The 14,792-nt window shown below is 63.6% G+C and carries 9 protein-coding genes; 3 read left to right on the top strand and 6 right to left on the bottom strand.

The features are described from left to right. Nucleotides 1-104: 104 nt before the first annotated feature. Both LRS14_RS25650 and LRS14_RS25645 read left to right on the top strand, forming a co-directional pair. Nucleotides 105-890, top strand: coding sequence for a hypothetical protein (locus LRS14_RS25650; RefSeq protein ID WP_257801616.1), 786 nt, complete (start codon nucleotides 105-107; stop codon nucleotides 888-890). After that, nucleotides 887-2,356 carry an ATP-binding protein gene (locus LRS14_RS25645; protein ID WP_257801615.1) on the top strand — a complete coding sequence of 490 codons (1,470 nt, stop codon included), beginning with the start codon at nucleotides 887-889 and terminating at the stop codon, nucleotides 2,354-2,356. The genes LRS14_RS25650 and LRS14_RS25645 overlap by 4 nt, the downstream gene beginning before the upstream one ends. Nucleotides 2,357-2,820: 464 nt before the next feature. On the opposite strand, the gene LRS14_RS25640 is transcribed toward LRS14_RS25645, so the two are convergent. From LRS14_RS25640 to LRS14_RS25625, 4 genes are all read right to left on the bottom strand, one after another. Further along, the gene (locus tag LRS14_RS25640; RefSeq protein ID WP_257801614.1) at nucleotides 2,821-3,231 is read right to left on the bottom strand and encodes a hypothetical protein; all 411 of its coding nucleotides are present in this window, start codon (nucleotides 3,229-3,231) and stop codon (nucleotides 2,821-2,823) included. A 133-nt stretch (nucleotides 3,232-3,364) separates the two neighbouring features. Beyond that, nucleotides 3,365-6,547 carry a hypothetical protein gene (locus LRS14_RS25635; RefSeq protein WP_257801613.1) on the bottom strand — a complete coding sequence of 1,061 codons (3,183 nt, stop codon included), beginning with the start codon at nucleotides 6,545-6,547 and terminating at the stop codon, nucleotides 3,365-3,367. Between the two features lie 781 nt (nucleotides 6,548-7,328). Then, entirely contained in the window at nucleotides 7,329-8,492 is a 1,164-nt protein-coding gene (locus tag LRS14_RS25630) for a helix-turn-helix domain-containing protein (RefSeq protein WP_257801612.1), read from the bottom strand. Between the two features lie 45 nt (nucleotides 8,493-8,537). Then, nucleotides 8,538-9,599 (bottom strand): hypothetical protein, encoded by a 1,062-nt coding sequence (locus LRS14_RS25625; RefSeq protein ID WP_257801611.1) that lies wholly within the window; start codon nucleotides 9,597-9,599, stop codon nucleotides 8,538-8,540. 364 nt (nucleotides 9,600-9,963) lie between these two features. On the opposite strand from LRS14_RS25625, the gene LRS14_RS25620 reads away from it, so the two are divergent. Next, entirely contained in the window at nucleotides 9,964-10,587 is a 624-nt protein-coding gene (locus tag LRS14_RS25620; protein WP_257801610.1) for a tyrosine-type recombinase/integrase, read from the top strand. Nucleotides 10,588-10,874: 287 nt separating this feature from the next. Here the strand turns inward: LRS14_RS25620 and LRS14_RS25615 are convergent, their stop codons facing one another. Together LRS14_RS25615 and LRS14_RS25610 are read right to left on the bottom strand one after the other, a co-directional pair. Beyond that, on the bottom strand, nucleotides 10,875-11,684 hold the full coding sequence (locus tag LRS14_RS25615; RefSeq protein ID WP_257801609.1) for a hypothetical protein: 810 nt from the start codon (nucleotides 11,682-11,684) through the stop codon (nucleotides 10,875-10,877). After that, nucleotides 11,681-14,707, bottom strand: coding sequence for a hypothetical protein (locus LRS14_RS25610; protein WP_257801608.1), 3,027 nt, complete (start codon nucleotides 14,705-14,707; stop codon nucleotides 11,681-11,683). The genes LRS14_RS25615 and LRS14_RS25610 overlap by 4 nt, the downstream gene beginning before the upstream one ends. Nucleotides 14,708-14,792: the final 85 nt, after the last annotated feature.

Below are 14,792 nucleotides of genomic sequence, written 5' to 3'. Positions count from 1 at the left end.
CCGAGGTGAGACGCGATCGCCGCCGCCTGCTTGGCGCTGCTGGGCTGCTCGCGACCGGGTCACCCGTCATCAGCCAGGCGCAGCAAGGGCCTGAGATACGGGTCTTGTTCGACGAGGCTTCGTCGGCTGCTGCAGACCTTGTACGCGCCCTCGGAGGACGCTTCGGCCGCGTGTCTGCGGTCAGTGACGTCCGCCAGCTGCGCGTCGTGCCGGCCCCACGGTTCTATGTGGCCATCGGCGCTGGTTCCCTGGCCGCGGCGCTCGGTGAGCGCCTCAACGCACCTTCGGTGTCGATGCTGGCCTCTCGCCAAGCTTATGAGCGCGTCGCGGTGGGTCGAGAGGCCGGCGTGACCGGCATCTATGCGGAACCGGCGCCGATGAACCAGATGCGGCTAATCCGGGCGCTTCTGCGCCGACGTGTCACGGTCGGCGCCCTGATTTCTCGCGGGTCGGTGCCGATGGCAGACGTTCTTCGTGAAGCCGCGACGGTTCACGGCCTGACGCTACATGCCGAGGTCTACGAACCGGACCTGGGCCTGTCGCGGAACCTGCTGCGCATCGCGGATGCCGCAGCAGTGCTGGCTTTTCCGGACGCCGGTGTTTACACGACCCAGAACCTGCGGGAATTGCTGGAGGCAACGTACCGTCGGCGCCAGCCCGTGTTCGGGTTTTCGTCCGCGCTCGTCGCAGCCGGCACGCTGGCATCGGCCGTATCAGAGGCGGACGACTTGGCAGCGCAGATTGCCGGTTTTGCGTCCGAGCTGACTGAGCGGCGGATCCCTCCGCCGCAGTACCCGCGCTATTGGCGCGTGGCCGTCAACGAGAGCGTGGCACGTTCGCTAAACGTGGTCATCGAGCCACCGGTGCTGCGCATGGGAGATCGGCCATGAGACGACTTCTCGACCTGGCGCGTTGGAGCATCGCCGGCCGCCTCATCACGCTGGCGCTAGCGCCTGCCATGTTCATGCTGGTCATCGTGAACGGCGCGCTCTACTGGCAGTCGCTTCAGGACGCGACTGCCGATGCCCAGGACCGCGGGCAGCTAATCGCGCGCTCGCTGGCCGAAGGCAGCCGGTATGGCGTGATCTCCGGCAACACAGCGAGCATCGAGCAAACCGTCAGCGGCATCTTTGCGGCCGATCCCAGCGTTATTCGCATCGCGGTGCTCGACAGCAGCCGGCGGATAAGTGTCGTGCGCCAGCGGTCCCCCGTACCCGCTGATCTCGTCGACCTTGAGGTGGACATCCCGGCCGAGCCCCTCAACGTTGACATCTTCGACAACACAGGACGCACCGGTCCGCAGACGCGCGCTTCGCCCCTCGGCTTCGTCCAAGTGACCGTGTCACCGACGCCGATCGTCGCCAAGCGCGCGCAGCGCCTGGCCGTCGGCGGGACGCTGATCCTTTTATCCGCGTTGGCCAGCGTGGGCCTTGGCCTTGCGCTTGCCCACCGGCTGCGCGAGCCGCTGGTCGGCGTCCTGGCAGCGATACGTATGGTGATGGCCGGGCGGTTCGATCTGCCGGCTGACAAGGAGGCGCCGGGAGAACTGGGCGAACTGCAGCGTGCGGTCCAGTCGATGGCGCAGGGGTTGCGGTTGACGCGAGACCGGCTCGAAGGCGAGGTCGAGTCGCGCACCGTCGCGCTGCGCGAGGCGCTTGAACGGTTGCACGCCGCCGACGACGAGAAACGAAGGCTCATCGCATCGAGCAACACGATGGTGGAGGCGGAGCGGCGGCGCATCTCTCTCGAGATCCACGACGATCTGAACGCTGCGCTCGTGACGGTCCGCATGCATGCCGCTGGCCTTGCTGCCGCAGTGCGCGCCACCGGCCAAATCGAACTGGCGCAGACCGCCGACCGCATCGTCGCGCTGGTCGACCAGACCTACGACCGCGCTCGAGACATCGTGCGCAACCTGCGCCCGGAAGTGCTGGATGCACTAGGCTTGGCTGGCGCGGCCGAGGAAATGGTGCGCCACTTCGACGAGCCCAAGCGCGAGTGCCGATACACCTTCAAGCTCGACGGCAACCTACCTGCGCTGGATGAGGGCACGGCCATTGCCGTCTATCGCATCCTCCAGGAGGCGCTGTCGAATGTCTCGAAGCACGCGCGGGCGACGCTCTGTCGCGTGACCTTGGCCGAAATCGACGATGGGGCAGCCATCCGGCTGTGCGTGGTGGACGACGGTGTCGGCATCCAACCCGGCTCGAATGGGTCAGGGTTGGGCCTCGTCGGCATGAAGGAGCGTCTTGCGGCGCTCGATGGGTCGTTGGAGATCACTACCGAGCCAGGGCAGGGGACGACGCTCGAGGTGGTTGTCCCAATTACATCTGGTTCAGAGCGTAGGAGCGAATGAGCGAAGCACTGAGTGTTACCAGCGATCCCGATCCGGCGATCTGCCAGGTTCAGTTGTCCTTCACGTGCTGACCTTGACTAGCGGTGGCTCGCGGCGCTCGAACAGTTGCTCAAGACTGAACTGAGTCACTCGCAGTCCTCAGCCTGAATGGCCGCTGCTGCCAACACCGGTCATTCGGAGTGCGACATCGGTAAGGACTGGTTGACCTTCGAGACCTGACACTCGCGGTCAATCAGCTGTGAGTTGAAGTCGAAGGACCGCTTCCACTTAGGGCGAGCTGGCAATCTCGACCCTGAAGGGACATCCGCTGTCCTGATCCCGCCGCCCAAGACCTGCCGGTCGGCCTCGAGCACGCAGCCGTCTGGGGCCCCCGCAGCGGAAGGCACTTATCGGCAGGCGGCACCCGGGGCGATTGAGGAGCTGACTCGCAGGCTTGCAATTGCAGGCCATACGAATTTAGGAGGTCACCATCTACCATCGACCTGCGAGGGCCCCGGCCCACGGCATTGCCCGTTCGCAGGTACTCCGACTGGTCGAGCCCGCTCCTCGGTTTCCTGGCCGCGGTCATCGTCCTTCGGCGACATCAGGATGATGCGGCCATTCACGGGCAGAGCCCGCAGGTCGATGTTGTAGCCCTCGCCGTGGTTTTGCGGCCAGGCGCACCCGATCCGGGTCCAGAAGGCTTGCTTGCCCTCGCCTGTGACTATCCAGACGGTAAAGGCGGGATCCTTTGCTGTCGTCATCGTCATTCCCCCTTCATTGAGCGTTGCGACGAGACGGGTCAGGCACGGGGTAAAGCGGCTCAGGTCACGGGTCGCCCGCTGCACAAGCGCCTGAGGAACGACGGCCGCGGAAGCGAGGATGATGCGGAGCACTGGCCGTTGAACAGGGACGCGCCCCGGGCAGGATCACGGAATGAGCTCGGTCAGATGGGAGGAACCGGAACGGCCGGCAGCGAAAGAACACCGTCCGCAAACGCATGGCCGAACGAAGCCAGGCGAAGCCGACTCAGGAACTGGACCGCCTTAGGTACATCGATTCGATGTCAGTGGCGGAGATCTCCGCTGCGTCCTTCACGATCAGAGCGCGCTTCCTGATCGCCAGGTCATGACGAAACACGGGCGGGCCGGAACCGTCAAAGGTCGCAGGCATCAGCAGGTAGGAGCCAACCCGCCGATACGCCGCGAGAAACCGGCTGAGATTGACATCGTTGGTCGGAAGCATGGTGTGCATGCGCGCTGCGACCATCGCAATGCGTTCATCGTCCTTGAGGTTAGACGTAACGATGATTCCGTAATGCGCCGGGTGCTCCGCCGAGAACTTGCGCACCATGCCGATGTAGATCTCTTCATCCTTGTCACAGTCGCCGAACCGCTCGCGCCAGCGTTCAAAAATCCGCGTCCCGGCCTCGCCGCCGGTGAACATCAGGCCGAACCACGGCGGCGCATGAGGGCCGACGTCGCCGTAGCCGGTCCCTCTCCATTTCGCGCGGTCCCACAGATGCATGTCGATCACGGATCGAACGCGCATGTCGCGGTGGTCACGGATCTCCGGAAGATCTGCCGTTCTTTCGTCGTTGCCGCCCTGCGGCTCCTCGCGCCGCATCGCGGACGCCGAACGGACAATGCGCGGTCTTGTCGGCAGAAGGTCGTAGCGTTTGGGCGAGTGCTTGTCCCAGTCCGACAGACGCGCCACGCCGCTGAAGATGCGGGCGCGACTCAGGCAAACAGATCCGACCATTGCGACGCGCTCGCCCGCCGCGTCCTTCTCAAAGAGGCGCGGCAGCGCGTGCTTCATGCTCTGGACATGGCACGTCGAGGAGAACACCTCCCCCGCCACGTCCATCAGCATGTTCTGGTAGTCGCCATACGACGATGCCGGGCTCGGGATCACGCCGCGCGGCCATTGCACGGTCAGTCCCGTCCGATCGCCGTCGATCGAAACCTCATACTTGGCGACATCGGCCTCAAAGATCCGGACGGCGAACCGTTCGATGTGCGCCGCAGCCTGAAGCTCATAGGCCGTCGCGAAGAACGCCTCGATTGCGCCAGCGACGGCCTCGGCCACCGTGATCGATGCGTCGGTGGTTTCGTGAACGACATCGACGCGAAGTCCCAGCACCGAAGTTGAGAAGCTCTGCTTGCCCGCCGCGTTGAACACGGCCGGACGCCACGTCGCATCCGCGGCCGGTTGGTCCGCAAGTCGCTTAAACATGGCGGCGACATCCGATGGAGAATCCTCAGCCGGGAACGAGCCATCGGAGCGCATAAGGGCCTCATGGCCGAGCGCGTAGAGCAAGGTGGTCCGGCTGACGAAGAGCTGCATCTTCTCCAGGACGTCCGGCATCGTACACAGCCGTTCGAGATCGGCCTCGCCGAGATTGATGATCTGGCAGGCGAGAATGCCGTCATAGTCGCGCAGGCGCTCATGCGCGACCTCAAGCGATTCATCGCTGTAGGGCAGAGACGAGAGGCAGCCGCGCGCAAGCTGCATGGCCTCCAACGTTTCAGGAAAATGCTTCAGTTCGACCGCTATCGATACTCCAGCCATCAGGGTCGGGAAGATCGACGCAGGCATGTCTCCGGATTCTTCGCCTTCGATAAAGAGGCTCGCCGCCGCGGTCGTAAAGGAGGCGCGCGCGGCCCAAAGCAGGCCAGCGCTGCGGTAGGCAATCGCGAGGAGCGTCATAGCTTCGATAGATTGCTCGGCGTATTCCTTCTTGTTCAGGCGACGGGCGGCCTTGCCGAGCAGGCGGATCATCTCCATGACTTCTTCGGACTCGCCGAGTTGCCTTGCGCGCCGGACGAGGATCAAAGCGCCCTCACCCTCGCTGGTTCGCTTGGCGACGAAGTCGGAGGCCTGATCGACAAGATCGCGGTAGCCGCGATCGCTGCCCGCAGCTGGTCCGAACGCCTCGATCATCTTGATCAGCAGCGTGGCTTCGAATTCACCGAGACCATCCGCCTTCACGAGGATGTCTGAGAACTCCGGCCACAAGGAGGAGAGATCGTCGGCGGCGTCATTGATCACCGCTTCATTGGCTCTTATGACCAGCAACGACGCGCGCGCCTGAAGCGCGTTGTTCGGCCGTTCTGCCTCATTCGCCAGCGTATCAAGTCGCGCCTTGAGCCGAGCCAAGCGCGCATCCAGCTGAACCTTGTCCCGATCCCAATCGTTGCGGAGAACGGCATTGAAGAGCAGCTGCGCGAGGTTGCACAGGAACTCCAGGTTCTTGGCGATGTCGTCGTCGATAACCTTGGCTTCAAACTGTTCGTATCCGGCAACGACGGCCGCAACATCATCGAACCACCAGAACGCCGTCCACAGCGACTCGTATCGAGCCTCCAGCTTCTGGCGGCCTGTGCCGCCATCGTCAGCGAGGCGAACGGCCCGGAGAAAGCGGCCGTCAACATCCGTACGGGGCATTCCGAGGCTGCGCGAGAGTTTGGCGGCGACCAGGGCTTCCGTCGCACGGTGCATGGACATGCCTTCAAACGCCGTGGGATCCTCCAACTCGCGTTCGATGTCGGCAAGCTGTTGCTTTCGGGAGTAGTCGTTCGGGCCCAGCGCGTTCTCGGTTGCCTCCTCGCCTATGCCGAGATAGTTGAAGGCCAGATCTCGACGGTTCTTGTCAATGACTTCGTCGATGACCCACGCCCGGTCATGGATGGTGACCGGGACGCCGTACTCGCGCGAAAGCTCGTCCTCGACGCGCGAACGGTCCTTGGCGCGCGCAGCCCGGGAGGTGACGAAAATGATCCGCTGGTAGTCGCGTCCGGTGGCGACGATTCCGGCCACGTCTGAGCGTGCCTTCTCGGCCCATTTCTGCTTCGCGCTGAAGGCGAAGGCCCAGCGCTCCCGGCCGCCATTGGCTTGGCCGACGACGATCTGAAGCTTGCTGACCTCGTCGGCGACCGGGACGGTTTCAGTATCGGCCTTGCTGTCTCCGCCGCCTTCAGGCCCGGTGGCGGGCCGCAGATTCGGACAGATCGCGCGCTCGCAGAGCTTGCGGCAGAAAATCTCGAAGTCGTGCGTCTGGTTGCGCTCAGTGATCGTGTCGAGATGGTGGGACAGGATCTCGGCCTTCAGGCGGTGCTCGGTCTTCGGAACGGAATCCGAGTACAGCTCCGGCCGCAAGGCGCGCATGAATTCCGACGGCTTCGGGCCATCTCCGAGCGGCTTCTTGATCATGCAGAGTGTCCTTTCCCAGTCTCTCTTGGTCTGCACCCGCGGGACTGCCGCACGCAAGGTCGCCTTCTGCGGAGGCATCGTAACGGAGGGCTCTGGCAGGAACGCAACGCCTAGTTCCCCTGCGCTCGGGTCGGTCTGGTGGCAGCCAACACAATTCTGGAAGCATACGTAAGCCGGGCGCATGGCCTGAGGCAACTGCCCTCTTGATCGAAACGCGGCGTTCGTTCCTGATTTGTTCCTTGGGAGATCTAGACGCACCGCATCGGGCTGGGCCGGTAGCGCCCCGTGTGGATGCGCCGGTGCAGTTCCAGAAGGTTCGCTGCAAGGTTCTGCTCGTACGCTAGCTAGAACGGCGCTTTCGTCGACCCCTGCCGCTGCTCGCCGTTGCTTTCGACCAAACGCTCTCCCGAGCGGTTCTTGGTCGATGTGAAAGAGCAGCGCGGTGAACCGCGTCTGGGCAGTGCTTCGCGCCGTCGCGTGCACTCGGGCCTCGGGCCAGTCGGCTCTGCGGCACAAGGTCACCGGATGAACTCCCAGAAGGCTGTCGCTCGCGATCGCCCGCTTGTGGCCGGCCACGACGGTTCGCAGGCGGCAGCTTCAGAGCACCGAAACGACGAGCGACCGGTTCCCGCCTTCAGGATCGCGAGACCGAGCACCTGTAGGCGGACCCAAATCTGACATCGGGCAATTGAACCGAGCGCCGACACAGGTAAATTACTCGCGCGACCATGCGGTCGCATGGGCTTGCAAGCGAGTGGTTCCTGGCTTTGACACCCCGTCGTCAACGCACAGGAGCCCAGTAGCCCGCAGCGTTGTAGTTCGCCGACCGTTCCATGCCGGCCGACTGCCACACCAGGTCGAAGACCGGCTTGAGCGCTTGCTCAGGACTGAGGTCTGCAGGCAGAAGCACGTCCGGCAGAACAAGCGTCTTACGGTCGAAGAAGCCCTGATGGTCGTCCAGCATGTAGCGATGCCGGTCGAAGCCAAGCTCGACACGGTCAGCGTCCAGGAGGGAGACCATGCAAGTCATCTCTGTGCCAATGCCAAGATGAACGTACTCGGCGCGAAGCAATCGCAGGACTGCGATGAACTGCTCTTCGTAGGCCAAGCTGCCAAGGCCTACGCGTGCTGCATCTCCGTAGGGATAAACCTTCACGGTCTCGAAGTAACCATTGCGGAACATCTGCGAGTAGCCGTGAGTTCCCTCTGGGCGAGGGTTCCGCACAGCGAGCGCGCCGTCTGCATTGACTCGCGAAAACGGCACGGTAGTGCTCAGTACGGGCAGCGCCCGCTGTTGCATGTACGGAATGGGGTCGACTTGAACGGTTCCCAATGCGGCTTGCGTTGGCACGAAGTGGCCAATCAGTAGCGCGCCAGGAATGAGGCGATGAGGCCCTTCGCCTGACATCAGCTTGCCAATGCGCTCGGTGCGGAAATCTCGCACGCGCTGCGCTTGGTTCTCCGACCGCAGGAAGAGGCCGCGGACCTCCGGCACATCAAGCTGTCGTTTGCGGCCATTCTCCCGGGTGAAGAAGTGCTGGTTCGACTTAACCCGGTGCGGGCCTGCCCAGCTTTGCGGCGCTCGCACGACGACCACGAAACCGCCTGCGACAGTGACTGCTTGCACTTGGAGGCCGGGCACCCTGGACTCGATCCCGTTGAGCAACACGTCCTGGAGTCGGCGGGCCTCCTCGTCCGGATTTCCAGGCTGCGCAACAACGGCAGTAGCTCGGCCTTCACCGTCCTCGTCAATGCCGTAGACAAGGTCGCCCCCGCTGCTATTTGCGAAGGCCGACACGTCAGCCAGAAATTCGTGCCGACCACCTGCGTCAGGCCGAGGCAGGTCCCGCTTGAACTCTAGATAAGTTCCCTCTGCCGTTCGCGCAGCCACGAGGGCTTGGATATCGTCTGCGCTTGTTGTTGAGAGGTCGCGTGGAAGGCTCATGGCTTCTGGAAGTTGTCGTAGTTGTTCGATGGGGCTATCAATGCGTCACACAAGACCGCTGAATGTGTAGCCGGCTACGTTCTTCTCATAGGTCACGATGCTGATGCCACCCTTCTTGGTGACATGCTTCCCGTGTCCGGCCCGAGGAGGCGCAGGCAGAACCAAGTGGCGGCGCACCGGCAACTCAAGCAACTCTCGAATGCACTCGCCGTGAATGAGCAGCTGACCAACGCCCGTGTACACATCGGTGGTTCGAGCTGAGGTCTTCACCTCAAAGAGGTCAACCTGCGATGCCACGATGGCCAGGTCGATGGCCTGAGCCTTCTGGCTCCGGCCGTTAGCGCCCAGCTGAAGCTCCAGAGCTTTGACGACATCTCCATGCTCTACAGTGCGCTTGCCCCCGCCGTGGCCCTTCAAATTTCCTTCGCCAGCGTACTCGTCGAAGTAGTCTCTAAGCTTCAGCACAGGATCTATCGGCGGGGAGCTCGGCTTCCTACCGCCGCCTCCGCCGGCCGTCGGTGTGTCGTCGTCTGCATCACTGTCATCCTCCTCGGACGCAATCCGCGTCGCGACCTCTCGCGCCTCCACAGCAAACTTCCAGAGCCGGTCAGCCAGTTCGGGGTCGTCCAGCGCTGAGATCAGAATGATCTTCGAGGTCAGACCATGGTCGTCCGCCTCGACCGTGCGGGACGCGAATTCCCGGAAGACCTTCGCCTTCGGAAGTCCTGCCTTCCCCTTAGTCAGCTTGCCTCGATGAGCAACCAGGACGTCGCCGCTCTCGTCGGTCACGAACGCACCGGCCATACGGCGGTTGTAGGTGCCGGCGGGGAAGTTCATCTGCACGTCAATCTGCATCCAGGTAGACGCAGCCGGGTCGCCAGCAAGCAGGAAGTTGATGAGCTTGTCGGGTCCGCTGTCGGGTGACCACGCTCGGACGGCGGTGCCCGCGGCAGACTCGAAGTACACCGTCCCCGTGTGATGGCCTGCGGGGTACGTGATTTCGCGGGTTCGCCTCACCTTGAAAGACGTCGAAAGGCGTCGTGCCAGCTGTTCGTTCAGCCGAGCGATTTCGGCGATGTCGGTCACGACCGCGAATGAGTTGCTCACTGTGCCCTCCCAGGCTCTCGTTCCTTGACAACCATCTTGCCACCGACTGACTGCACGGCAACTCTAGGACCTTGTCACCGAATCTGAATAGTGCGGGCGGCTACGGCTTTCGATGCTGGCGCCCTCGGCGGTGAAGGCTGCGCCAGCCATGGGCTGAGGCTGTGAGGTCCGTGCGGGGTACCCGAAACCGGCCGTCGGCCAGTGACTGTTCATGGCCGAGACTGACAGTTCGCAGGCACGCCAGGAACCTGCCACTCGGCGGGAAATGGTGGCCCCTCTGCGCCGGCGAGCGGCTCAGGCCAGGCGGTGACGGGTCTGTTTCGGAGCGCATCCTGTGAAACCCTCAACTCGATGGGAGACCATCATGGGAACCACAGGTAACGCCATTCATCGCGAGCCTTGGAACAAGGGCAAGCTCGTCGGGCAGAAGGCGCCCTTCAAGCTCAAGGACATCTGGGCGCTGCGTGTCCGCCTCCAGATGGAGGGACGAGTGCGCGAACTCGCCCTGTTCAACCTCGGCATCGACAGCAAGCTGCGAGGTTGCGACCTCGTCGCGCTAAAGGTCCGGGACGTGTGTCACGGCGATCAGGTGGCAACGCGCGCCGTCGTCATGCAGCACAAGACGCAACGACCGGTCCAGTTCGAGATCACGCAGGCAACCCGGGATGTCTTGCAGGCCTGGATCAAGCAGTCCGCGCTGAAGTCCGAGGACTTCCTGTTCCCGAGCCGGCTGCACGACTCACCTCATCTGGGGACTCGACAGTACGCTCGTATCCTCGGGCACTGGGTCGATGAACTCGGCCTGGACCGCGCCGAGTACGGGACGCACTCGATGCGCAGGACCAAGGCAACACTGATCTACCGGCGCACGAAGAACCTGCGGGCCGTTCAACTGCTGCTCGGGCACTCCAAGCTCGAGTCGACCGTGCGATACCTCGGCATCGAGGTCGATGACGCCCTCGAGATCTCCGAGCAGACGGAAATCTGAGGCGCTCGACGGCGGCCGCGCCTGCGTCAGGTCGGGCCGGCCGCCCTGAGCGGCGGCTATCTGGTGCAAGGGCGAACTGTCGGTCCCGGCCATCAGCCGACGGTGTCGACGGGCAGCTTGCTGGCATCTCAAATTGTGCTCGCAGGCGGCGGGGGCGGCGGGCAAGTTGGGGTGGAATCGCTGTCATCCGGCGAGGGCCGTGGCCAGTCCCGCTAGATCCAGACAGCGTTCAGCTGCCGGGGCCTGGGCGCCGGCCGAACGGCACGCGAGCTTAGCTGGGAGCCAAGTTACGGCTTGGCAGGGGCGATCAGCTTGGCTGTCTCCAATAGCACCTCCGGCTTGTTAGCGTCAAGCCAAGCGCGAGTCTCGGCCGCTGCGTAGGCCCTGATCTTTGTTTCGCTAGTGCGCTCCTCGAAGTCAGCCCGAGCATTACTTAGCTGTGTGGCGGCGAAGGCCTTGAGAACTTCTTCGATGGGAAGCAACTTACCTTCGCAAATCGTCTGTTGCGCCGTAGGCGGCAACTCCCGATAGTCTTCGCTCAGTCCCAGGGTGCCTAGCGGGAACCTCGCCATCGGCAAGTCCTCACCGTCGAAGAAGTAGTAGGTTGGCACCCGGAATTGGCTGCCCAGACAGACGCCGGCGGTTTGCAGGACATCTTTCCATGTTCTGGTCTTGGCTTGCGTCGGTCGAAGCACCGGCACCTCCATCGACGCCAAGGAATTGCCTGCTGCGTTTGCCAAAAAAGCGTTTGCGCTTCCCGTTACCCCTACCCCGGCAAACGCATCGTCCCACTCTATGAACTCTGCGGCAAGCTCTGCCCGGTGGGCGGCCGCCCTGGGGCTGATTGGCTGGCCTCTGCGGTTAACAAGGGTTTGCGCCACGTTCATGAACTGATCACCGACACGCAGCTGCAGTCGAGAAAGCGGCTTCTCCACGCCGTCCTTTCGGCGAATATGCACGTCGCCGGCCGCTATGCAGTACTGGCACACCGACGACAGCACCGTCTGCGTCACGGTCACCTCGGCGACCACGGGAGCCGCAACGACGAAAGCTGCCGCCAGAACAGCGGTGCGGGACATAGTCAGTACGGCGTTCATTGACGCTTCCTCTCAGCTGCGAGTGTTTGCTTAGCCGGTGCGATAGCTGGTCCCGCGGCTTTGGTGGGCGGCCGCCCACCCCAACTGCGCCAGAGCGGCACGGAGGGAGGTCGCATGTAGGTTGCCAACTCCATCCCGGAGACTGGGTCCTGCTTCTGAAGCGCGAGGTAATACTGGGTCTGTCCCAGGTACGCCAAGCTTGACGACATTAAGATTTGCGTCTGGCCGTCGGTGCGGGGTTTCGCATCGGCAACTCGAGCGGCCAACGGAAACGGGGCAAGCACGCAGGCCTGTGTTCGGGCTTCATCAACCAGACGCTCTTCGTCGAGGATCTCCGTCATTCTTGGGTCAGGCTTGGCCTTCTTGAGCGACTCTAGCGCGCTCTTGGCAGGGTCAGTGCACGCTTTGCCATTGCAGGCCACTAAACCGTTCGACTGCAATGTGGTGCTCTCGGGGAAGCGCACGCATTGCCCGCTCAGCCGCATGTACCAATGTGCCGATTCGCCCTGCGGGCGATCCGGCGCGGTCGGGCTCTTCGCCGCTGCTGCGGACAAGCGGACGAGTTCGACACTGGGGAGCAGTTCCTGCAAAGCCTGAGGAGTCGGGCGCGCCAACGCCTGAGCGTACTGTGCCGCGTCGAGCGTGCCGTCGGCGCGCTCGCGAGCGTTCGATGTCGCCAGCATTTGGCGGACTCGCCACGCAGCAACGTTGGCTCGAAACTCGGGTACTTCGCGCACAAGGCGCTGAGCCGCAATGACGTAGGCAGCCATCCGCTTGGACCCGAGTCGCTGGCACAACTTGTCTTCTTCAGGCACGGTCTGGGCGTCCGCTTTGCAGCGCAAAGGCGCTTCAGCCCACTGAAGCAGCTCGCTCGCGATCGGCACCAAGTAGTCGCCTCGCTGCAGTACTGACCAACCCAACGACCCGAGCGTTAAGGGAACCCATTGTGCGAGCCAGACATTGCCTCGACGCCGCCGCTCCGCGAGGGCCGACGAATCACGGGCGCTCATCGCCGCTTGGGACTCAGCGACTGCCGCACTCCCGCCCAGTTCCAGGAATTCAGCAGCGTCGGCCAGCCTGCTGGCAGCGAGCATGACGGTCAATGCCGACGGTGGCGACAGGGGCTCTCGAACAAGTAGCTCAAGGCGAGCTGCTTCGCAAGGTAAACCAGAGAACCCATAGGCGGCTGCCATCGCGTAAAGAGTTGGTACGGGCCCGCGCAGGCTCGAGTCCTGCGCCACCCCCGGCTGCCCACCGGCCGGGCAGTCGCGCCCGCTCGCGTCGGCATCCTGCTTTGCCAATGCGAACCCTTCTTCCACGGCTCGCCACGTCGCTGCCGGCCGAAGATGGAGGTCCCATATGCGAGACACAGGCGTTTCCTGCCAGGCTGCCGCTGCCCCGACAAGCCGCCGCTGCGCTTGGTCGATCAGGTTGGCTCTGGTCAGTAGGGCTCGGTGCTGGGCGAACTCTTTCACCCGCTGCGCCTCTGTATCCGGGTTGGCTGCCAGAGCCGCTCTAAGCGCGCTGGAAGTGAATGAGAACCCCCTCCAGAGTGCTCCTGGATCTCCGCCTGCGGCGCCGATAACGGCCTGATTGTCCTCTAGGAACTTGATGCAGCGCTTCGCGTTGAGGGCTAGGGCTCCATCGCCAGAGGGCGTGGCCCGCATTGCGTTGACTAGCTCAACGGGCGTGGTCACGTCCGTGTTGTGCAGCCTGTTGTCGAGGAAGACGCAACCACCAACTGGCATGAACTGTGCGTCCTGAACGATGGCCAGGGTTTCTCGGGCAAGAACGTCCTGCGCTAGCAGCAGGTCCAACGTCTGCCGGTGCTGGTTGACCACAAGTTGCCGCAGGTCCTCCACCTGTCTGCTGAGGTCTTTAAGCGCCTTCATTAGCGCTACTTGCTGTTGAGTCTGCGCATTGCCGCCGCCGCCGAACATGGCGCTCAGGTTGCCACCCGCTTGCAGGACGCTGACGCCGATGGTCATCCAACCCACAGGGCCCATGGCTCCAGCGGCCATGACGCTTGCCACCTGACTGACAGTGCTGGCAACTGTCCCCGCAGCGGCCACGTAGCGCGCTGCCTGCGGATTGCTCTGCCCCAGCGCCCCGGCCAGAGCGCCCAGGGCCTGCCCTGCTGCCGCAAAGTCAGTCGCCACGTTTGCAGCGCCCGCACGAAAGGTGAGGTCGTCCACCGAGCTTCGGTCCAGGGCGGCCATTGCTGCCTTGTTTCCCTGCAGCCCTGCAATGCGGGCGCGCATTTCGGCCGGCTTCAAAGTCTTGAAGTCCGCGCCGAGCGCGAGGTCGATCGTGGCGCTGCCTCTTGCGGCAGGGCCCAACGCAGCAATTGCAGACTGGGAGCGCTGAAGGTACCCTTTGGCCTGCTCGATGGCACCGGTGTACCTGGCCCGTACGTCCTGCACACCCGCCAAGAACGTGACGGCGCCATCAATTTCCGGGCCGACTCGCTTTCGTAGCTCCGTGCGGGCGGCCGCCTCGATGGCCTTGCCGAGGTCCTCGCCGTCCCGCACAGTGACCAGCCGCTGCACTAGCTGAGCGTATCCGCCCGCACCGGCGCGCTGGAGCTCATCGCGCACGAGGTTCTCTGCGGTGCTCCTCAGAAATGCACTGGCCTCGCCGGGAAGCACCGCTTTTGCGCCTTTATCCAGTTCGCTCAGCAGGGCCCTCGTACTGAAGGTGTTCGTCTTTGGGTTCCACGCCTTGGCGACGGCTCGTTGGGCCACTTCGTGCGGCGCCGTGCCCAGCACCTCCTTAGCGACGTCCTCCGTGGCAGCCTCAAGGACCATGCTCAGCAACACAGGTGCCTGACGCTGTAGCTCGGGCAGCAAAGTCTGACCCTGCGTGACTAGGGCGTGGTAGTGGGCTGCCTTGGCAAGTGCTAGGTCGTGCGATGGAGTTTGGTCAACCACGACCAAAGCGCCATCTGCCAGGACGCGGGTTTTGGCCAGTACGCAGGAGACGTAGCGCTGCCTGGCGCGCCCCACGCCAGCATCCCCGAGCATGGCCTCGTCGGAGGACGGCGCTCCGCCCCAATCCAGTCGAGCAGCACCAAGAGCATCCAACAGGTACGGGCTGGGTGCGCGCGAG

It is taken from the genome of Aquincola sp. J276, from assembly GCF_024700035.1.
Taxonomy (GTDB): Bacteria; Pseudomonadota; Gammaproteobacteria; order Burkholderiales; family Burkholderiaceae_C; genus Aquincola; species Aquincola tertiaricarbonis.
The sequence above is the reverse complement of the archived record's forward strand: the minus strand, read 5'-3'. Positions and strand labels throughout refer to the sequence as shown.

Excerpts from the sequence above, each read along its gene's own strand:
- LRS14_RS25610 (WP_257801608.1), bottom strand. The coding sequence starts at position 14,707 with ATGCTCGGGGATGCTGGCGTGGGGCGCGCCAGGCAGCGCTACGTCTCC.
- LRS14_RS25620 (WP_257801610.1), top strand. The coding sequence starts at position 9,964 with ATGGGAACCACAGGTAACGCCATTCATCGCGAGCCTTGGAACAAGGGC.
- LRS14_RS25645 (WP_257801615.1), top strand. The coding sequence starts at position 887 with ATGAGACGACTTCTCGACCTGGCGCGTTGGAGCATCGCCGGCCGCCTC.
- LRS14_RS25635 (WP_257801613.1), bottom strand. The coding sequence starts at position 6,547 with ATGATCAAGAAGCCGCTCGGAGATGGCCCGAAGCCGTCGGAATTCATG.
- LRS14_RS25615 (WP_257801609.1), bottom strand. The coding sequence starts at position 11,684 with ATGAACGCCGTACTGACTATGTCCCGCACCGCTGTTCTGGCGGCAGCT.
- LRS14_RS25630 (WP_257801612.1), bottom strand. The coding sequence starts at position 8,492 with ATGAGCCTTCCACGCGACCTCTCAACAACAAGCGCAGACGATATCCAA.